At 35.2% G+C, this 20,827-nt stretch carries 20 protein-coding genes; 12 read left to right on the plus strand and 8 right to left on the minus strand.

Annotated elements, in window-relative coordinates; translation table 11 throughout:
- Nucleotides 1-6: 6 nt before the first annotated feature.
- Nucleotides 7-537 carry a DUF5697 family protein gene (locus tag CGC63_RS01415; RefSeq protein ID WP_004223618.1) on the minus strand — a complete coding sequence of 177 codons (531 nt, stop codon included), beginning with the start codon at nt 535-537 and terminating at the stop codon, nt 7-9.
- Between the two features lie 398 nt (nt 538-935).
- Here CGC63_RS01415 and CGC63_RS01420 point away from each other — a divergent pair, with 398 nt between their 5' ends.
- From CGC63_RS01420 to CGC63_RS01435, 4 genes are all read left to right on the plus strand, one after another.
- The gene (locus CGC63_RS01420; protein WP_004223616.1) at nt 936-1,109 is read left to right on the plus strand and encodes a plantaricin C family lantibiotic; all 174 of its coding nucleotides are present in this window, start codon (nt 936-938) and stop codon (nt 1,107-1,109) included.
- A gap of 54 nt (nt 1,110-1,163) precedes the next feature.
- Nucleotides 1,164-4,274 carry a type 2 lanthipeptide synthetase LanM family protein gene (locus CGC63_RS01425; RefSeq protein WP_004223613.1) on the plus strand — a complete coding sequence of 1,037 codons (3,111 nt, stop codon included), beginning with the start codon at nt 1,164-1,166 and terminating at the stop codon, nt 4,272-4,274.
- Complete coding sequence (locus tag CGC63_RS01430; RefSeq protein WP_004223609.1) at nt 4,255-4,788, plus strand: hypothetical protein; 534 nt, start codon at nt 4,255-4,257, stop codon at nt 4,786-4,788. The genes CGC63_RS01425 and CGC63_RS01430 overlap by 20 nt, the downstream gene beginning before the upstream one ends.
- Nucleotides 4,789-5,236: 448 nt before the next feature.
- The gene (locus CGC63_RS01435) at nt 5,237-6,007 is read left to right on the plus strand and encodes a hypothetical protein (protein ID WP_004223606.1); all 771 of its coding nucleotides are present in this window, start codon (nt 5,237-5,239) and stop codon (nt 6,005-6,007) included.
- 161 nt (nt 6,008-6,168) lie between these two features.
- On the opposite strand, the gene CGC63_RS01440 is transcribed toward CGC63_RS01435, so the two are convergent.
- The 6 genes from CGC63_RS01440 to CGC63_RS01465 all read right to left on the minus strand — a co-directional run bounded on the left by CGC63_RS01440 (nt 6,169) and on the right by CGC63_RS01465 (nt 10,410).
- Complete coding sequence (locus CGC63_RS01440) at nt 6,169-6,480, minus strand: hypothetical protein (RefSeq protein WP_004223602.1); 312 nt, start codon at nt 6,478-6,480, stop codon at nt 6,169-6,171.
- Between the two features lie 4 nt (nt 6,481-6,484).
- Nucleotides 6,485-6,937, minus strand: a complete 453-nt coding sequence (locus tag CGC63_RS01445) for a hypothetical protein (protein WP_233447349.1) — start codon at nt 6,935-6,937, stop codon at nt 6,485-6,487.
- 197 nt (nt 6,938-7,134) lie between these two features.
- The gene (locus CGC63_RS01450; protein WP_004223597.1) at nt 7,135-7,704 is read right to left on the minus strand and encodes a hypothetical protein; all 570 of its coding nucleotides are present in this window, start codon (nt 7,702-7,704) and stop codon (nt 7,135-7,137) included.
- Nucleotides 7,705-7,881: 177 nt separating this feature from the next.
- A complete protein-coding gene (locus CGC63_RS01455; RefSeq protein ID WP_004223594.1) occupies nt 7,882-8,415 on the minus strand; it encodes a hypothetical protein in 534 nt (177 codons plus the stop codon).
- The gene (locus CGC63_RS01460) at nt 8,415-9,632 is read right to left on the minus strand and encodes a MarR family transcriptional regulator (protein ID WP_004223591.1); all 1,218 of its coding nucleotides are present in this window, start codon (nt 9,630-9,632) and stop codon (nt 8,415-8,417) included. Before CGC63_RS01460 ends, CGC63_RS01455 begins: the two co-directional genes overlap by 1 nt.
- 346 nt (nt 9,633-9,978) lie before the next feature.
- Nucleotides 9,979-10,410 (minus strand): helix-turn-helix domain-containing protein, encoded by a 432-nt coding sequence (locus tag CGC63_RS01465; protein ID WP_004223586.1) that lies wholly within the window; start codon nt 10,408-10,410, stop codon nt 9,979-9,981.
- Between the two features lie 176 nt (nt 10,411-10,586).
- Here CGC63_RS01465 and CGC63_RS01470 point away from each other — a divergent pair, with 176 nt between their 5' ends.
- From CGC63_RS01470 to CGC63_RS01495, 6 genes are all read left to right on the plus strand, one after another.
- On the plus strand, nt 10,587-10,775 hold the full coding sequence (locus tag CGC63_RS01470; protein ID WP_003019365.1) for a hypothetical protein: 189 nt from the start codon (nt 10,587-10,589) through the stop codon (nt 10,773-10,775).
- A gap of 14 nt (nt 10,776-10,789) precedes the next feature.
- A complete protein-coding gene (locus CGC63_RS01475) occupies nt 10,790-11,875 on the plus strand; it encodes a site-specific integrase (protein ID WP_089438657.1) in 1,086 nt (361 codons plus the stop codon).
- Nucleotides 11,868-12,230: a plasmid mobilization protein gene (locus CGC63_RS01480; protein WP_003019358.1), complete on the plus strand. Its 363-nt coding sequence runs from the start codon at nt 11,868-11,870 to the stop codon at nt 12,228-12,230. Before CGC63_RS01475 ends, CGC63_RS01480 begins: the two co-directional genes overlap by 8 nt.
- 133 nt (nt 12,231-12,363) lie before the next feature.
- Nucleotides 12,364-13,374 (plus strand): AAA family ATPase, encoded by a 1,011-nt coding sequence (locus tag CGC63_RS01485; protein ID WP_003019357.1) that lies wholly within the window; start codon nt 12,364-12,366, stop codon nt 13,372-13,374.
- A 72-nt stretch (nt 13,375-13,446) separates the two neighbouring features.
- Nucleotides 13,447-13,680: a hypothetical protein gene (locus CGC63_RS01490; protein WP_003019356.1), complete on the plus strand. Its 234-nt coding sequence runs from the start codon at nt 13,447-13,449 to the stop codon at nt 13,678-13,680.
- A gap of 258 nt (nt 13,681-13,938) precedes the next feature.
- Nucleotides 13,939-15,183 carry a plasmid recombination protein gene (locus tag CGC63_RS01495; RefSeq protein ID WP_083429833.1) on the plus strand — a complete coding sequence of 415 codons (1,245 nt, stop codon included), beginning with the start codon at nt 13,939-13,941 and terminating at the stop codon, nt 15,181-15,183.
- Nucleotides 15,184-15,738: 555 nt separating this feature from the next.
- On the opposite strand, the gene CGC63_RS01500 is transcribed toward CGC63_RS01495, so the two are convergent.
- Entirely contained in the window at nt 15,739-16,791 is a 1,053-nt protein-coding gene (locus tag CGC63_RS01500) for a helix-turn-helix domain-containing protein (RefSeq protein ID WP_052530472.1), read from the minus strand.
- Nucleotides 16,792-16,947: 156 nt separating this feature from the next.
- Here CGC63_RS01500 and CGC63_RS01505 point away from each other — a divergent pair, with 156 nt between their 5' ends.
- Together CGC63_RS01505 and CGC63_RS01510 are read left to right on the plus strand one after the other, a co-directional pair.
- Nucleotides 16,948-18,330, plus strand: coding sequence for an MFS transporter (locus CGC63_RS01505; protein ID WP_040351280.1), 1,383 nt, complete (start codon nt 16,948-16,950; stop codon nt 18,328-18,330).
- 12 nt (nt 18,331-18,342) lie between these two features.
- A complete protein-coding gene (locus CGC63_RS01510) occupies nt 18,343-20,826 on the plus strand; it encodes a glycoside hydrolase family 2 protein (RefSeq protein ID WP_004223561.1) in 2,484 nt (827 codons plus the stop codon).
- Nucleotide 20,827 lies beyond the last annotated feature (1 nt).

The raw sequence follows: 20,827 nt of genomic DNA on the forward strand, positions 1-20,827 counted from the left end.
CATACCTCATTTCTTTGCATAATAGCTGACAGATCCGGTAGTAGAATCCACAAGGCAGAAGGCAATTACACCTTTAATGTGAAGTTTTGCAGCCTGTTCTTCTTTTTCCAATACAACCAGACGTTTCGCATCGTTCTTTGGCTGGCTTTCCATAACATGGTTGATAAGATATTCCTGTTCCTGGGGAACATAGAGGACTTCATACCACTCATCTTTAGAGAAAAAGTTCAGTTTTATCGGAAATTCACCGTCAGTATGGTATACAATGGCTTTTTTGAAGTCCAAAAGCACCCAGAAAGAGGCAATCATGCCATAATCAGGGGTGTTTGCAGACTCTTGACTGTCGCAGAGAATACCATTTTCTTTATCATGGACAATTCGTTTTTGTTTTACCAGACTGGTAATCAGAGATTTGATAGAATCTCTGTTTTTGGGAAAGAGCCTCAAAACCTGTTCATACTGCAGTGTGTGGTAAGTTGTGATGAACCGGAGCAGTTGAGCCCCTTCCCCTTGATAGATTTCATTTCTTGTTTTCATGGTTATTTCCCTTCATATTATAATAGGAAGTTCTACCTACGCTGTACGTACAGAATACGTTCTATTTTAGGGGAAGTACACTGTACGTACTGTGTAAGTATTGGCTGCTGTCAGCGAAAGGTTTACAGGTACAAAAAAAGCACCGATTAAGGTGCTGGAAAAAATAGGAATACTATAAGCAATACCTATTGTAACATGGGTAAAATTACCCTTCAATCGCAGAAGTGTGCCAAGTTGAGACATACTTAGGAAAAAATAAGGAATGTAGAAAACCAATTAGGAAGAAAAAATGTCAATTTATACAAAAAATAAAGACTAATTTTTGAGAAGGACTATAATGAAATCAAGATACTTAGGTATCGAAAGACCCTAGTTCTAAAGAAAGGATGGTAGATATTATGAGAAAATTTGACAGAACAAATATGAAATATAACAATCCGGCTGGAAATCTTTTGACAGAATTAGAAGCAGCAGATTTGACAAGTAACAAAGTTGACAGTTTAGGTTCATCAGGTGTGGTTTGCACAATTTCTGTTGAATGCGGAAGTATTTTTACACTCGCTTGTTGCTAACTAATTAAAGTTGATTTTAGAACTAGGGTCAAAATTTATAGGAAGGAAAATATAATGAAAAAATCTAGTTATTTATCTGAACGTGTATATAATGTTAACCCGTCTGAAATAAATATGGAATCTTTGGAGTATTGGAAAAAAATACTGAAGGAGGAAGGTTTACAGTATGTAAAGAAAAACCACCTTGAGTATTTTTTTGGTTTTCTAAACAATTGTTCCTTTAGCAGTCATGAGAAGTGTCAGCACCAGAATTTTGTGGAAATGTCCTCAAAAAGAGAGACGTGTAGGCATGAGTGTGATGAAATGATTTTTGGAGCGTTTTATGATCCTTTTGTGCAAGTAGCTAATAAACAGCTTAGGGAAACGGTAACTCAAAAAAGATATATTAAAGAATCAATTTTAGTTGATTTTCAAAAATCCTTATTTAATTTACTTAATAATCTCTGTATAAGAACTTTGATTTATGAAATGTATATATGTGGTCAAGAAGGATTGTTAGAGGGAAATGAATTTGAACAATACCAGTATTACATTGACCATTTTCTAAAAGATAAACAATATTTGAATGATTTTTTTTCACTTTACCCAGTATTGGAAAGAAGGATAAATGAAATCATACAAAATACAATAGATATTTACAAAGAAGTAATAGAACGAATTGATACAGACGCAAATGAAATAATGAGAGAATTTAATATTGTTGAAAGCGCTTTTATTGTAGAGCATCTATCGACAGATTTTTCTGATTCTCATAAAAACGGCAGAAGAGTATTTTGTGTGGAATTTGTATCGGGAGAAAAGATTTTGTATAAACCACGATGTTTGCAAAACGAGATTAAGCTACAAGAAATAACCAATTATTTCTATAAAATATGTAATTTGGGAAGTTATGAGTACTGTATTCTTGATAAAGGAAAATATGGCTGGTGTGAGATTGTAACACAAAAAGATTGTGAGTCCACAGAAGAACTTTCAAGATATTATCAAAGAATAGGAGTTATCTTGTTTATAAACTATCTTTTAGAAGGGGGAGATATTCATTTTGAAAATCTCATTGCATGTAATGAATATCCGGTAATTATTGACGCAGAGACATTTATAGGAAATATAGAAGGTGATAATGGAAAAAGTGCAACAGAGAAAGTCTCTAATCTTTTAAGAAAATCGGTGTTATATTCTGGAATACTGCCTTTTTATTCTTGGAATAATGCTGGAGATGCAGGAATTAATATGAGTGCTATTAGTGGAGAAGAGGGACAAAAATTTCCGATAAAAATTCCATTTATTATTAATCCGAAATCTGTAAATATGAGAGTTGTCTATGATTATCCAGTATCGAAAAGAAATCATAATTTAGCAATGCTGAAAGGAAAGTTTATCCAACCTTCTGAATTTGCGGATAAAATTATCCAAGGGTTTAAGAGTGCATACTTGGGAGCAATGGAACATACAGAAACGCTATTGAAAATCATACAACAATATAGTGAGTTAGAGGTAAGGTATTTGATTAGAAATACACAGCAGTATGTAATTGTGTTGAGTAGTTCATATCATCCTGAATTATTGATGGATGGAGGTGCACGAAATTTATTTTTCTATTCTCTGATAAACGGAAATTTACAAAATGAAAATAGTAAATTACTTATTGAACATGAGATTGAAGATCTACTAAGCGGTGATATACCATATTTTTATTTTCGTGGGAATAAAAAAAGCATTTATACTTGGGATGGTAGAGAAGTAAAGAATTTCTTTAGTAAGACTGCTTTGCAGCAAATTGAGGAAAATATACAGTACTTGTCCTATAAAAATTTGGAACAGCAGATTCAATATATAAAAATTACTTTTAATATGGAGAATGCAGGAACAAGGAAAATAAAGAATGAAAGGTTAAAACCGGCTCTTTCTAATAATATATTCAAAACGGCAGAAGAATTGGCAAAAGAGTTGCTATGTAAAATAGGAACAAATGCGATTTATAGTGAAGATGGGACAGATGTTAACTGGATTGGTGTAAAGTTATTTGGAATAAAAGAAAATCAGTGGATGATCCAGGCACTACCGAATACATTATATGATGGCACGGTTGGGATTAATTTGGTATTTCATTTGTACGAAAGGATATATCAAGATAAGAAATATCATGAAATTTGTGATGTGTTAGATAATCGTATATTGCGGTATATAGATACTATAAGTGACGGAAAAAAGAGTATTGCAGAATTTAACACAGGAGTTTTTTGTGGTGAGGGTTCGATTCTATATGCATTAAATATTTTATATGAAATATATGATGATTCTAAGTATAAGTTATATTTTGACAAATGGCTAAGCTGCATGGAAACAATTATCTCAGAAGATTGTCTGTTCGATTTGATTTCGGGGAATTCCGGGATAGTATTGGTTCTAATTAATATGTATAAAAAAACAGGAACGCCTACTTATCTACAAAAAGCTATACAAATAGCAGAACAATTAATTGAGGATATGGTTACTGATAAAGGGAAAGTCGGTTGGAAATCAGAGGTGGTTCCTGAAGTATTGGCAGGTTTTGCACATGGAAACAGTGGCTTTATAGAAATGTTTTCAAGATTATATGAGGTATATCCACAGGCGAAATATTTGAGAGTACTTTCTAGGTTAGTAGAATATGAAAATTCTTTATACTCAGAAAAGAATAATAATTGGACAGATTTAAGAAAATTTCCAGAGGAAGATCAGAATAGAGATCAGCCAATAGCGTGGTGTCATGGAGCAGCGGGTATCCTGCTATCCAGATTAACCTTATACAATGCCATAAAAAATTCAGGGGAAACTGCATTGTTTCAGCAAGTTATTAAAGACATAAGCCTTGCTAAAAATAAATTAATTGAAGATGGGTTACATGCAGGTTTTTGCCTATGCCATGGAAACATGGGAAATTTGTTGATTTTAAAAAGATATGCAGAAATTTTTGATGATAAGCAGGTAAGAAGTATTTGTGATTCTCGATTTGAACAGATTCTGGAATTTCTTAATGATCAAAATGTATTACCAACAGAATTATACAATCCAGGTTTTATGACTGGTTTGTCAGGAATTGCATATGCTTTATTAAAATATACGATGCCAGAATTGCCATTGATTATAGGAGTTGAGGGAATAGATGATAGAAATAAAGATTAGTAAAAATGACAAAGAAGATAAGTTGTTCCGCATAAATTCGAAAGACATAGTTGGGTTTTATAATTGTAATATTAAACAAGAGCGCAAGATAACAGACATTATAAAATGTTATGGAAAAACAAAAAGAATAAGAGAGATTGAACTGAAAAACGTGAAGCCGGAGGATAATGTTACAGTATTTCAATATATATATAGAAATGTAGGTTCAATTATAAACAAAGATTATGTGATTGAAGGGTTTTTAAGATTAGGGGAGTTGTTCGATTGTAAAGATGAAGTGGTTAGAGGATTGGATAGAAGTAAGAGATACTGTTTAGAAATATTAGTGGCGTTTCTTCAAGAAGCAGACATTATTATTTTGCATGAAATGTTTGAAAATGTTTGGAATCATACTATAGAGGAAGTTTTAATTGAATTTTCGTTAAGAGGGGCAGTAGTTGTGTTTTCGGAACATAGAGAAGAATCATTAATGAAATTGCCAATGCACAGTTACAATCTAAATGAAATATGTTAGAGGAGAGAATAAATGAGAAAACTTTAATTTTTATTTATCTCAAGCGTAAAATAAATGAGAATAGTAGTCAAACCAGAGTTCCGGTATTCGAAAATCATATTTTGTGCTTGACCATTAATACATTTCTATGTAGATATTTGTCGGGGCCTTGCCATATCTACAGTGCGTAGCAGCATTTACTAATATCCTCGTAGAAATAAAAATTTAGGGTACACAAATTATATCTAAAATGTGATTTCCACATTATCGGACAGGCGATGAAAAGTCATTCGTCTCTGTATTTTGACGTAGCAATGCCCATTAAGTTATAGAGTAGAAAAGATTTGGAGAAAGAAGTGTATTTTCTATTTTGATTTTTATTGAAAGTAGAAATTATATTTTATAAATACTCCAGTTGAAGCAAAAAGGATACAGATTGTATTAAGTAAACGTGACAAAGGAGAAATGTATGAAGGTTGCTTTTATAATATCTTATGCTGTTACTATTATACTTGCAATAGGTTTTATTTATTGTGTTTATATGAAAAACTACTGGATTTTTAAATTTGTGGATAAAATCAAAAGTCCAGTACAGCAACTCGTTTATGTATTACTTATGTTCGTATCTTCGTATGTATATGTTTATTTATCACTACAAATAAGGTGTAGATTTAGCGCTGTAATATGTTCAATACTATTACTTATATTAATCTGGGTTATGGATTACTTTTTTTCTTTCAGTTTTAAAGATAACGATTTATATATAGGTAATAAAAAAAGGTATATTTTTATGGCGTATGTAGGAGCTTGCATATCAGGCTTTTTTATTGCATATCGAGATCATTTGGCATTGGCTTTAGAAATTTCAAATATAACAATTAGTGTTTTGATAGGAGCTTATGTACCTTTTACGTTATTATTAGATGATGCTACAAATGGAAAAGTAGAATTGCAAAAGGTAAAACAAGGATGGAAGAATAAGTATAATGAAATATTTCACGAACATCGGTTCAAATCAATTCTTTCTGATGTTTTTGTAGCCATGGTATATGGCGTTTTATTGGGAGTAGCATTATCTTCTTCGACAAATATAATTAAGGATATTACTTCTGGTATGGGAATGGGGGTTATTACTGTGATTATTGCTTGTGTAGGTTTGTTTGAAGTAAAAAAGAAGTTAAGGAGTAGGAAGAAAGAATTAAGAAATATTGAAGAACAAGAAAAAAATGATTCGAAATAGAATGAGGAAAGGTAAGTTGGTAGGTAAAAAAGTTTTACAGGAAATCCCCAATCTGTATGAAATAATACAAAAGCTGTTTTAACGAGTAGGTATTGACGACACGCTCAATTATTAGAAAATGATAGGTGAAGTGTTAATCACCTATCACTTTCAACTCATTATTAAGCCGATACTAATACATGGGATTTACCAATAATAAATCTAGAATCAATGTCAGCTAATGCTTCGGAAACACGTCTTATTCCTAAAAGTTCACGACCCGGGCAAAGTTTGTTTTTACACCAAAGATCTAGTTCAATTGTATTATTCATAGACTTCGATAGTTTTATGCCTTTAAGTTTCTTTGGATTTGTAACCGTTCGACTGTTAAAGTCTTGCTTAATTTTATTAAAGTATTTTGCGTAATTTGCAATATGGATAGATGGATTGGCAGGTGTAGCAATCAATTTATAGTGGTAGTGGTAAGTACCCATAATGTTAATCCTCCTGTAAAATCTTCAAGATTCTTCTTATTTTAGCCATAGAAGTTTCATCAGTATTTTTTAGTAATTCTAAAAAATGGATGCCTGCAGAAAAACGTTCATTCATTGTCAATTCTGTTTCATTAGTATATGTCTGCATAGGAATTACGGTGTATGTTAGTAATTTTTTTGCAACAAGCAATTTTGAATATTTTTCTTTATAGTGTTTCATAAGATATGCACTAACTCCTCTAAGATGATATCCTAGTTGAAAGTTCGAAGCTATTTCATCGGGAATCATAACATGCATGATTACTTGCTCTCCAACAGTCTGAACATCCTTAATTTGAACGCCATGTTTGCTGTAGAGTCTAAGAGATGCGTTATATACAGCTTCTCTTATTTCTTTGAAATTTTGATAGGCCGTACTTTGGGGTGATGCTAAATTAATTTGTAATATTTGGTTCATTTGTACTCCTTTCTGGTTTGAGAAAAGTAAAATGGTGAATGTAAAAAATATATTCCGGAACATAAATATCATAGTACGCTTGCGGATGAATGTCAATATATACCGGGATATAAAAAAAATATTCTGGAATATTAAAGCGAAAGTATAAAAACAAAAGGATACTCAATTGGTATCCTTTTCAATTACTTTTTGTTTTATCAAGCTTTTTTTAGTTTGAATACTTCTTTCTCAAGAGTTGATATTTTTTCTTTCATTTCTTCAAATTCTTTCTGATTCTTTTTGGTTTGCGGATCATAAGTAGAGAAAGAATCAGGTATGAGACAAGCCGCAAAGATGAATAGAAATGATGTATAATACTGTATGAATTTAATAAAATCAAAATTACAGGAGTTAAAGGTATTAGCTTCTATAAGCACAACACTAGCAGCAAACCATAAAATAGAAAAACAAAAATTTTTGGTTAAAAGATGTTTTCCTTTTTCCAAACTTGAAATAGCTGCTGTAGTTGGAATACAGATAATAAATGCAATCATCTGTAATATAAAAATAAATATATAGCCAGTAGGATATGTAAATAGGGGAGTAACAAGTAACATAATGAGCATAAATAAGGATGTAAATCTTGCGGGTTTCCATTGCCATAAAAATTTAATCATAGTTATTAACGGTTCGACTACATTTTTTATTGTCATAAGTCTTTTTTGTTCAATCCTTTCTAAGTTTAATTTGTTCATAGTTAGTAATGCAGATGGGATTATTTCTTTCATTTTACAAACAGTTGTTTTCTCACAAATTATAACAAATGTATATAGTTATAGCAATGAAAAATATTTTTTGATTTGAATTGTGTTTTAGGGAGAGAATTGTATGGAAATTTTCTAGTGCTGGGAATTTTCACATAGGTACACATTTGTTTATGAGTGCTTATGTGAAAATATAAAAATTCAATTCGGGAAAAACTTATTCAAAGTTTCCAGTGTCCCTTTTGCAGAAAATCCCCATAGTATGCTGCTAAGAGCGCTAATAGCAGCCTGCCTTTTCCGGTAATAAGTTCGGTAGGAAATGCTGGGAACGTGCTTTTCGAGTTCTTCCAGGATTTCCTCTGTGTTTTTCAGTTCATGTGGAGAGAGAAAGGCATAATATAAAATCCAGTAATATTCTTCTCCATGTTTGTGATTTCTCCGGAGTAAATCCACGGAAGAAAGAAGTAGCTTTATCATTTTGTTGCTGCGGGCAATGCTTTTTGCCCATTCTTCAATCTGGCTGTCTCCCAGATCTGCTCCTGCAGCATAGATAGAATCCAGGAATTCGTCTACGCTGGTGTTGTATTCCAGTTGGAACTGAATTTCTACTTGCCGGACAGCAACCATCAGACTGTAAGTAGAGTCCCGGTAGCACCGGAGTAGCTTATAGGTATCATGGTACAAAGGATTATTTTCCACTTCAGCGGAAACAGGATGGTAATTTTTCTTTGCCATTATACATCGCCTCCTCTCAATAAAGCTTCTGGAATTTCTGAAAAATCGGGAGAGGTATGTCGTAAGGGCGGAGTATGGGCAGGAACCTTGGGCACATTGCGAGTTTCAGGTTTTAATTTTAATTCAAATTGATAAGCAGCGTTTCCCCAGGGGCAGATAATACGTAGTGAATATAGATATATACTATCCTTGCAGGCTGATAATGGAGATAATATATACTTCGTTTTAGGGCATCTACAGCAAGAAATGCCTTGTATTTCCAGTATTTCAGCGACTTTGCGAACAATGGTTTTAATGTGTGATTCTGGAACGCAGGAGCCTTCCTGTGAAACGATGATTTGCTCGTCAGTAATAGATTCTGAAACGCATTCAGAATTGTTTTTGACAGGCAAGGTGTCTTCGGTTATATGTATTGGCAGTTGCATTTTCATGGCAATTTCCTCCTTATCAATCATGACATCGCTGATATTAAACATAACAGATAGATAATTACGCAGATATACCATGCTGCCATGTTTCCCGGAATAGGAAATCAGTGTGATCATGTCGGTATCTTCAAGTTTTTTTAGCAGACGGGATACAGAAGATTTCGACTGTTTCCAACGTCTTGCAAGTTCCTGATAGCTGAACAAGGGATTTCCAGTCTGATTGCGAAAATATACTACCGGACCGGCATCAGAGCCTTGTACAGATGAATCATTATAGACTGCATGAATCCAAAGATCCAAAAGAGCATCCATTTCCGAACATTTTCCTAGTCCGATTAGTTTATGTACATCTGCGATTGGAAAAAAGAAAAAACCGATGTCTTTTTTACACGGATAATTATAGGAAAGGGCAGTATTGTCTTTTGGCCAGTCTTTTATCTTGTATTGGATAATCTTATTTTTTTCGTGCAGTGAGTAGGTTAAAAGGTTTTGTTCAACCAGGGTATCCAGTATGGATATGACCTGGTGCTGGAATTTTTGGCGAAAGTGAGTCTGAAGTTCTTTAAGAGTGCAGATCCATTCACCAGGAACAACTTTGTAAGTAAGGTGTTCGATGTTCCGATAAGAAGAACTGTAATTTGCATAAGAACATAAAATGAGAAAATAAAAAAGACAGGAACCTCCGTTGGTACGGATGCTTCTGTCTTTCATAAGTGTCTGTATAAATTCCCGGTAAATTCGGCAGCGTGGAAAATCCACAATTTGTTTTAATTCTAATTGATAATCCATAATGATCTCCTTTCAAAATGAAAGGGGTAACCCAGTAAATACTAAGTTCCCCCAATCAGTGCTTTTCGCTTAGGTATTATGATGAAGTCAGCGAACATGCACCGTTAGACTTCATTGCATTTTTATTGCATTTTTATATTTCATTTTATCTTTTTAGTTTGTTTCACAGAGCCAGAAAACCCCGAAAAATCAATGATTTTGGTTTATATTGCTTACTGTCTGTCTGGAGTTTGAATAATATATTAGAGCCAAGAAATGCCTATTTTACGGGCTTTCTTGGCTCTTTCTATGTCCGTTGACAATCAAATGACAATACTTTTTTAATATTATTGTAAATAATTTCTTTTTATTTAGCTGGGAATTGACTTTTCCAGTCTAAATAATCTTTTTCTGTAATCTCTTCATTTCTGAATTTCTGGTACATATCAGCCCATGCTCCAATATTATCCAGCATATTTAAAGAATCATGTCCTTTGTCTTTAAACATGAGTTGTGGTACGCCGGATTCATCCCGGTAGGCGTGCAGACCATATTGATCCTCTAAAGCAAATAATGCGTGCATGACACTAACATAAGTATCAAAGTTTGGATCAGACATGGCGTATGGACTGATCTTTAATGAGTTTGCTATTTTTTCCAATTGTTCTGATGATGGAAAACGATTCCCAAGTTCATAATTTCTAATTGCCGATTCGCTCAAGCCGGACATGATTGCCAATTCTTTCTGTGTATATCCTTGATCGATCCGGAATTTTCTTATTTTCTCACCTACTGTCATAAGAAAACACTCCTTTGCTGATTGTTACTTAAAAGTATAGCATAAACAGTTCAAAAATGAAATATAAAAATAAACCGTTCATTTTTGAAATTATTCTATTGACAGTACGGAAATGAAATGTTATGATGCATATACACCGTTCGATAATGAACTGGAAAAAGAAAGGAGGGATACAGATGGCTAGTAAATTATTTATATCAGCAAAAGAAGTAGCGAAAGAATTAGAAGTATCTGATTCCTATGCGTATCGTTTGATCCGTCAGTTAAATGCGGAATTGGAACAAAAAGGTTTCGTTGTTGTCAAAGGAAAAATCAGCCGTAAATATTTTGAAGAACGAGTTTACGGTATGAACGAAATGAAATAGCAGGAGGTGATGTTTTGACAGTAATCAAAAACCAAAAGTCAAATACTTACGAGGTAAGAACCTATTATAAGGACTGGACTGGCGTAAGAAAGCAGAAGACGAAAAGGGGATTTAAACGCAAATGTGATGCCCAGGAATGGGAAAGAGCGTTTAAATTAAAGGAGAATTTGAGTCTGGATATGTATTTTGAAGATTTTGTAGATCTTTATCTGAATGATATCAAATCCAGAATCAAATATAATACCTGGCTGACGAAAAAGCATATTGTAGAAAAAAAGATTCTCCCATATTTTTCGAAAAAGAAGTTGCAGGAAATAAAACCTTCCGATATTCGACAGTGGCAGAACACCATGATGAACTATCGAAATAAACAAGGAGAAGGCTATTCACAGGTCTATCTAAAGACCATCCATAATCAGCTGAGTGCAATTTTGAATCATGCAGTTAATTTCTATGATTTGAAAAGCAATGCTGCACGCAAGGCAGGATCTATGGGAAAAGAAAGAACAAAAGAGATGCTTTTCTGGACAAAAGAAGAGTATATGAAGTTCATTGAAGCGGTGGCGGATAAGCCAATCTCCTTTTATGCATTTGAAATCTTATATTGGTGTGGAGTGCGTATGGGAGAGTTGTTAGCACTGACACCGGCAGATTTCGATTTTCAGGCTTGTACTATCCGGATCAATAAGTCTTATCAAAGATTAGAGGGGAAGGATATTATTACGGATCCTAAGACTGTGAAGAGTAATCGTATGATCACCATGCCGGAATTTTTAAGCGAAGAATTAGAAGCGTATATAGGAATGCTGTATGGTTTAAATGAAAATGACAGGATATTCCAAATTTCAAAAAGCTATCTTCATCATGAAATGGATCGTGGTGTGAAGTTGTCAGGAGTGAAGAGAATACGAATCCATGATTTACGACATTCTCACGTGTCATTGTTGATTAATATGGGATATTCTGCGGTGGCAATTGGAGAAAGGGTAGGGCATGAAAGTGTGGAAATCACATATCGATATGCGCATTTATTCCCGACAATCCAAACAGAAATGGCGGAAAATCTAAATCAGGAAAGAGAGGAATATCTGGATGAGTGAAAAAAATAGGGATAACAAGAATCGGTGGCGTAATGTGACCATAGCGTTTCGAATGTCTCCGGAAGAAAATAAAGAGCTAGATTTAAGAGTAAAGATTTGTGGATACCAGACGAGACAAGAATATATCATTGAAAGTGTTTTACATCAAAAAGTCACAGCAGTAGGAAATCCGTTGATGTTAGTACAGTTTAGAAAACAGCTTCGAGGGATTGAAGAGGAACTAAAAAGGTTAACTACATTAGAGGATGCCGATGAAGAGTTGTTTACACCTATTCGAACAATGTTGGAGATATTAAATGCATTTGCAGAAGAAAGAAACTATGAAAGAAGGAAAAAAGAAAAAGCCCAGAAATAATCTGAGCAAGTTCCCTGATCATCAGAATAACTGATATATCACCTTAACAACTTGAGTATATAACAAAATTGTTGTTGCAACAATTGTTAAATTCTGTTTGCCAGGGACTTGCCCGGTTGGGCAGGAGGTGGAAATGGAAGATAATTATAGAGAAGTAAAAAAGGCAGAACCATGCCTGAAATTGATCCACATGGATCAGGTTGAAGTGGAAGAAATCGAATGGCTCTTTTATCCCTTCATACCATATGGGAAGGTCACCATTATTCAGGGAGATCCTGGAGAGGGGAAGACTACTGTGGTGTTGCAGATCATAGCAAAATTAACAAAAGGAGAAGCAATATTAAGTGAGACAAGCGAAGGAAAATCTGAAGAGACAGGTGTAGAGCCAATCAATGTGATTTATCAAACAGCTGAAGATGGACTGGGCGATACGATCAAACCAAGATTGTTAGCGGCAGGGGCAGATTGTTCCAGAGTCTTGGTAATTGATGACCAGGATCAGCCATTAACAATGGTAGATGCAAGGCTGGAAGAAGCGATCATACAGACGAAAGCAAGACTTGTAGTATTAGATCCAATTCAAAGCTTTCTAGGGGCTGGTGTTGATATGCATAGGGCAAATGAGATTCGCCCATTGATGAAAAGAATCTCTGTATTAGCAGAAAAATATCAATGTGCCATTATTCTGATCGGTCATATGAATAAAAATAGTAATGGAAAATCATCCTATCGTGGATTGGGTTCTATTGACTTTCAAGCGGCAGCAAGAAGCGTGTTGATTGTTGGAAGAGTGAAAGATGAACCGGAAATCCGAGTGATCTGTCATGTAAAGAGTTCTCTTGCTCCGGAAGGAGATGCTATCGCCTTTCGATTAGACAAAGAAAAAGGATTTCATTGGATTGGAAAATATGACATCAGTGCAGAGGACTTATTGTCTGGTGATGGGCGAGGGCAAAAGATCCGAAGTGCGAAAGAATTTTTAAAAGAGATCTTAGCAAATGGATCAATGGAACAGGCAAAAATAGCGGAAGAAGCAGAAGAACGAGGAATTAAAAAGAAAACACTTTGGAATGCGAAGAAGGAATTACAGATTGATTCTGTGAAGATAGGAAATAAATGGTTCTGGATGTTACAAGAAGAGTAAAGGAAGATGGCAAGATTACCATATCTTAAAGAATAGGGAATCTTGCCACCTTGATTAAAAAGGAGTGAAGTGATGAAAAAAGTACAGATTGATTATGAACTGTTTCGAAAATTGATCTTTTATCATTTGGGTTCAGATGATCAGTATGAAGAAGATATTCGAAATGGCTTGGAAGAAAAATTGGATGCATTAGTCAGACATGAACTCTATACGAAGTATAAGACTGCTCCTTCTGAGGAAGAGCAGGAGAAAGCACGACAGGAATATTTAGATAAGCGTGGAGTGTCAGCCAGTTATCGATGGTGATGTTTGTTTTGGGAATATAGAACAGGAGCGTGGCACGCACCTGTATCATACCAAACAAGGAGAATTGCTGTAGGGTGTAGCCGATACAGTACTGGCTGATTTGAAAGCTCCCGGCAGGGCGCAAGGGTACTTTTGATGGACGTTAGGCTGTCGAAAGTGCTTTTGCGTTACTTTTGACAAAAGTAACAAAACATAATCGCCATATCTGGCGTTTTAAAATGAATGAAAGGAGATTTATTGAAGAGGACGATTAGTTTTATGACAGGAAAAGGCTCCCTGAACCATAATAGTAGAAAATTTCATGCAAAGAATACGGATCCGAACAGAACCCATTGGAACGTTGAATATTGTAATGAAGATATCAAAGACGTATATCATGAATTATTTGACGAAGCCTTGAAACGTTACAACGATAAACAGACTCGAAAAGATCGTAAGATAGATGATTACTATGAAAAGATACGTTCCGGGAAACAAGAAAAATTATTTCATGAGGTTATCCTTCAGATCGGTGATAAAGACAATATGGGATCAGAAACGATGGAGGGACAGCTTGCTGCAAAGATATTAGATGAATACATGAAAGGATTTCAAGAACGGAATCCTACGTTGCGAGTATTTGCTGCTCATCTGCATTTAGACGAAGCAACACCACACCTACATATTGATTTTATTCCCTATGTTACAGGAAGTAAGCGAGGACTTGATACAAGAGTATCTTTAAAACAAGCCTTATCGTCATTAGGATTTAAAGGTGGTTCCAGAAGTGAGACGGAGCTAAATCAATGGGTACAATCAGAAAAGGAAAAATTAGCCATGGTCATGAGGGAAAATGAGATAGAATGGGAGCAGAAAGGAACTCATGAACCACATCTTTCTGTGTTGGATTACAAGAAAAAGGTTCGAGAACAGGAAGTAGAAGAATTAACGGAACATAAGAATTTATTGGAACATGATTTGCATGATATCAGCGAATGTGTGGATGAGATCCAAAAGGAAAAAGAACAGGTAGAAAAAGAGAGAGATGCAGTAATTAAAAAGACAGAAGTGTTAGAAAAACGATTTTCTGCACTAAATTCAAAAGCTGGACTTGTTGACTCACATGCACGTGAGTATGGATATTATCCGGAAGAATGGCTGCCAGAAGCCGGAACTTTAGAGTCTGCAAAATCTTACAGGAAGAGAATATTTCCTTTGGTGAAAAAAGTTGCGAACATGATACAGGCATTGTATAGCAAATATTTAGAACTGAAAAGCAAAAATCAAAAGCTATCAGATCGAAACCTGGATCTTGAAAATCGTGTAGATCGGTTGCGAGAAGAAGTATCTGTTATAAAGAAAGAGAATGTAGCTTTGTTAAATGTGTCATATGATATGGATCGGGTTGTAGCTGTTTTGGGAAAAAATAAGGTCAAGGAAGCAATAGAAGTTGCAAAGCATTTGGAACAGGCAAATGCAAAACAAAACATCAAGAAGAAACGTATAGACAGAGATGGTAGATAGAGGGGAATGAGTTATTATAATGCTAAGTTAGAAAGAACCCAGTAAATACAAGGGTTTCGCTGACTTTTGTCCTACGAAAAAATGAGAAATACCATGATGATTTTGATGATGAGTATCGGTATCCGAGTCAAAATTGAGTGGTGAAATGGAGGTTTGCAATAATATAACTCACGGTACTTAGAATATAATATATTGATTGCCTATGTGATGTGGATTTCTTTCCCGCCCGGAAGAGTGATATGTCATGTAGCAATGATGTGAGTTGTTGTAGATGGATAAATGAATAGTTTGTTCTAGCTAACTATGCTTTCATTGTAGCGGATATAGAGAACTGTTATAATAGAAATATAAAGAAATAGGTAAATCGGAATTTCGTACATTTTTGAAATGCAATGCAGATGAGAAAGATCTGGATGAGCAGTTTGCAAAGGTATGAAACCAAGCCTGCCCTGATCGGATATACGGTGGAAGCCGAGTTTATCCGGCAAGCCATAACCGGGGCAGCCATACGTCCCATAGAGTAGTGTGATTTTCAATAATAAAACGATATAAGATTTATTTTTGATTACGAAACGAACTTGGCATCATTCCATAGTGATTTTTGAACTGTTTATAAAAATGGGTACGGTTTTTAAAGCCAAGCTGAAATGCAATCTCAGAAATCGAGAGATCCGTTTCTTTGAGCAGATCAATGGCCTTCGTTAAGCGATAGTTCATACAATAACTAGATAAGTTTAAATTGCTGTATTTTTTGATAATCCGATTGATATAATCTCCGCTATAATGCAATTTTGTTTCTAGTTCACTACGTGAAATCAATCCGTTGGAATCTTCTATCATATGGGTTGCTCTGGAAAAAATTAAAAAGTCGTTGTTGTAATCTAATTTCACATGAGTTGTGTGAAAAGCTGTTGTATCACATATAAGTCCTAAAATATTGCAAATATATCCGTCAATCAGATGGGAACTCCCAAAGGTAGGAGAAAGCATAGTTTTTGAGATGCTTTCTCCGTTTTTATACATACAGCGATGTGCAAAATCATTTCCTTGTACCGGAAATATATCAAGGAATTGCTTGTTAGACAGAACATCATTATTTTCACTTTCTTGCAAGAATTTTAAGATTGGACTGTCCAGTATCTCCTGTTCTTCTGCAAAATAGAGATTGTGCGTCTCTTTTATCATCTTAGTGATATATTCCTTGGATAGATTGAGAAAAAATACACGGAAGTTTCCATCAAATCTTTCGGCATGTCTCAAATTTCGGTTAACGATACATCCTGAACCTTTGGGATAGATACGGATAGTATTTTCAATAGAGTTTGTTACAGTCCCGTCTAAAACATACATGAATTCATAGAAATCATGTTGATGTAACACTCGATTTTGACTTGTGAAGATTGTGCTGATGTTTGGAACAATTGTGTGTTTAATGTCAGTCGGGGTAAAATTAGTCAAACTGATATATTCATTTACTTCATCCTTATAATAGGTCTCTAATACGAAACTAAATGGTGTTTCTAAATGATAATATTGATTAAAATGACTTTCTCTTCCATAGATAGTTAATGCATTTTTATAATCTTTATTAAATGATATTTTCGGCATATAAGCACCTCGATTCCCAGATATGTTACAAAGTATATCATATTCCACCAATAAATGATATTGTTGACGAATAATAATTACGATATGATTGAAACATATCATATAGAGAGCTCATGAGCCGGCAAAATGGGCATAACATTTAAGGAGGAAGTTACAATGGGAGAGAATGCTTCGCAAAAAAAATATTTAAAGTTTTATCAAAAGTTAGCTTATGGATCTGGTGATCTTGCATCAAACTGTAGTTATGGATTAGTTTCCAGCTTTTTGTTGTTGTATCTTACAAGTGTAATGGGAATGAATAGTGCTGTGATTGGTACATTGATGTTGGTATCCAAGTGTGTGGACGGAGTTACAGATGTGTTCTTTGGGAATATAATTGACCGAACACATTCTAAAATGGGAAAAGCCAGACCGTGGATGTTATATGCACAAATTGGTGTATCAGGTTGTTTGGCACTGCTTTTCTCAGTTCCGGCAGGAATGGGAAGAACTGCACAGTATGCATATTTCTTCGTATTTTATACCTGTTTAAATGCAATTTTTTATACAGCGAATGGTATTGCATATTCATCATTGACTGCATTGATTACAAAAAACCCAAATGAAAGAGTTCAACTTGGTTCATTCCGTTTCATGTTTGCAGTTGTAACAAATATTGTATTAGGATTTGCAGTAACTTCTGCAGTAAGTGCTTTTGGTGGTGGTGCAAATGGATGGAGAATGGTTGCTATTGTATTTGCAATAATTGCACTTGTTGTAAATACCATCAGTGTTCTTGCTGTGAAAGAACTTCCGGATGAGGAAGTAACTGTGAAAGAGGACGGAAAATCAGCTGAAGATAAATTAAGTTTTCTGGATACAATTAAAGTCCTTTTGAAAAATAAATATTATCTGATGATTGTTGCTATTTACATTGTGTATTATATTATGAGCAATCTTGTTACAGGATCAGGTGTTTTCTTTGCAACATATTATCTTGGAAATGAAGGAATTTATGGATTACTAAATATGATGAAAATGTTTCCGGTAATCTTTGCATTAATTATTGCACCGTTCATTATTAAAAAAGTCGGTAATATGCAGAAGGTAAATACATGGGCATATGGCATCAGTTGTGTACTTGGCATTCCACTGATTTATGCTGCAGTAACGAAAAATATCACACTTTTTCTCATTATTCTTTTCGTAAAAGGCGTATTTGCAGGATTCCTCAGTGGCTCATTGAATGCGTTTATTGCAGAGGCCAGTGCTTACACAACAAGAACAACTGGAATTCGCATGGAAGGAACGATGTACTCTTGTTCTTCTCTCGGTGTTAAAATCGGTGGTGGAATCGGTACAGCTGCAGTGGGCTGGTTATTAGCAGTGGGCGGATTTGTAAATGATGCCGCTGTTCAGACAGCAGGAGCGACAAATATGATTTTATGGATATATCTGATCATTCCGGTTCTCATCGGTGTGCTGATTACATATTTACTTTCCAGACTTGATGTAGAAAAAGCAAATCAGAAATGGGATGAAGAACATCAGAATGTATAGGAGCAGTGTGTTATGGAAAAAATAAAGTTACTAGATAATTGGAAATTCTGTAAAGGGGTGGTTTCCTCATTGAAAATCATGGAGATGTCTGGAAAGGCACCGGAGGTTGTGACCTTACCGCATGATGCAATGATTTATGAGAAACGTACCAAAGAGACAAAGAATGGAAGCCAGACAGGATTTTATCCAGGTGGAATTTATACATACTTTAAAGACATTGATGTGCCAGAAGAATGGGAAAACAGAGCTGCTATTCTGGAATTTGAGGGGATATATGAAACAGCAATGGTATATGTGAATGGGGCATTGGCGGCTACAAACCTGTATGGATACTCAGGATTCTTTGTGGATTTGAAACCATATTTGAATTACGGACAGATGAACCAGATTAAAGTCATTGCAGATAACTCAGCAGAAGAAAACTCCAGATGGTATTCTGGAAGTGGAATTTATCGAGATGTCAATCTATATCTTGGAGGATCCACTTATATTCCGCCGGAAGGTGTGAAAATTACAACGATATCTGCAGATGAAAAAATGGCAAGGTTGGAATTAGCTGTTCAGATAGAAAACATCTCCGAAGATTCCAGAGCAGATGAAGCTCAAGTGGATATTTATTATGAAGGAGCAGTAATTTGTAGTTGTAAGAAAGAAATCACAGATGAGGAATGTGGACTAAAACAGTTCACATGGAATGTGGAGATTGAACATCCACACTTATGGGATACAGAATATCCAAATCTCTATCAAATAGAAGTTACTCTTTTGAAGAATGGAGAAATTCTTGATAAACAGAAGGAACATTTTGGAATCAGAACCATTTATGTAGATGGAAAACACGGGTTCTGCCTAAATGGAAAGTCATTGAATCTGCGGGGAACTTGTTTGCATCATGATAATGGAATTATTGGTGCAGCAACGATATATGATGCGGAACGAAGAAAGATTCGTATTATCAAAGAAGCAGGATTTAACAGTATTAGAAGTTCTCATCATCCAATCAGCAAGGCAATGCTGGATATCTGTGATGAAATGGGGATTATCGTTATGGATGAACTGTTTGATATGTGGACGGTTCATAAAAACAGCCATGATTTTGCCTTACATTTCTTAGATGAATGGGAAAAAGTTACGACCAGAATGGTAAACAAGGACTATAACCATCCGTGTGTAGCAATCTATTCCATCGGAAATGAAATATCCGAGCTCGGAACAACGCGTGGAGTTGAAATCAGCCGGATGCTTTGTAAGAAACTACATGAACTAGATGATACACGATTTACGACTTGTGGCGTGAATGGGTTAAATGCGGCAGGAGCCAGACTATTTGAAATTATGAGAGATGTGGCTCCATTGATTAAACGAAAAGATGAAGGGAATAGCGGTGACAATCAAGGGCAATCCATGGGAAGCAATGCACTCAATGGAATCATGGAGTTCATGTCTGGTGAGGCAGGAGACGCATTTGCAGCACATCCTAAATTATCAGAAGCTATTGCAGGAGTAAGTGATGCGACAGATATTGTAGGATTAAATTACATGACAGGACGCCATGTGTTAGAGGCACAGCTACATCCGAATAAAGCGGTAGTGGGAACGGAAACATTTCCAGCAGATATATTCAGATTGTGGACATTGGTAGAGGATTATTCTCATATTATAGGAGATTTTACCTGGACAGGATATGATTATCTCGGAGAAGCAGGCTGTGGTATTTTTTATTACGATGGAACAAAGAATTTTGGCAGTGTCTATCCGGATCGTCTGGCATATATTGGGGATATCACAATTACAGGGGTACGAAGACCAATCAGTTATTATCGTGAAGTTGTATATGGATTAAGGCATGAACCATATATTGCGGTTGAACGAGTTGATCGTAATGGACAGACTCCATCGAAAACTCCGTGGATGTTTAAAGATAATATTTCCAGCTGGACGTGGACTGGATACGAAGGTACTTCTGCAAGTGTCGATGTCTATTCTGACGCAGAAGAAGTAGAACTCTTTCTGAACGATGAGAGTCTGGGGAGAAAAAAAGCTGGAAAAGAAAACCAATATATGGCTGAATTTACCGTGCCGTATCAAGCAGGAACATTGATGGCAATTGACTATGTGAATGGAATGGAACGGGGACGATATTCATTGGAAACAGCTAAGAAATCAACAACTCTTGATGTGAAAATGGATAAAAAAGTGCTTACTGCCAATGGACAAGATCTGTGTTATCTGAACATTACGCTTTGTGATGAAAGTGGAAAAACGAACCAGCAAGAAATAAAACAGATTACGGTATCTGTTGATGGTGCAGGTAAATTACAAGGTCTTGGAAGTAGTAATCCGTCTAATGAAGAAGATTATTTTGACAGATGTTGTAATACATTTGATGGAGATGCGATGGCATGTGTAAGAGCCGGACATGAATCTGGAATCATTACAGTAACAATTTCAGCAAATGGATGCGAAGATGTAGTAAGAAAAATAGAAGTGAGGTAGC

Origin of the sequence: Blautia hansenii DSM 20583 (genome assembly GCF_002222595.2) — a bacterium.
Classification (GTDB): domain Bacteria; phylum Bacillota; class Clostridia; order Lachnospirales; family Lachnospiraceae; genus Blautia; species Blautia hansenii.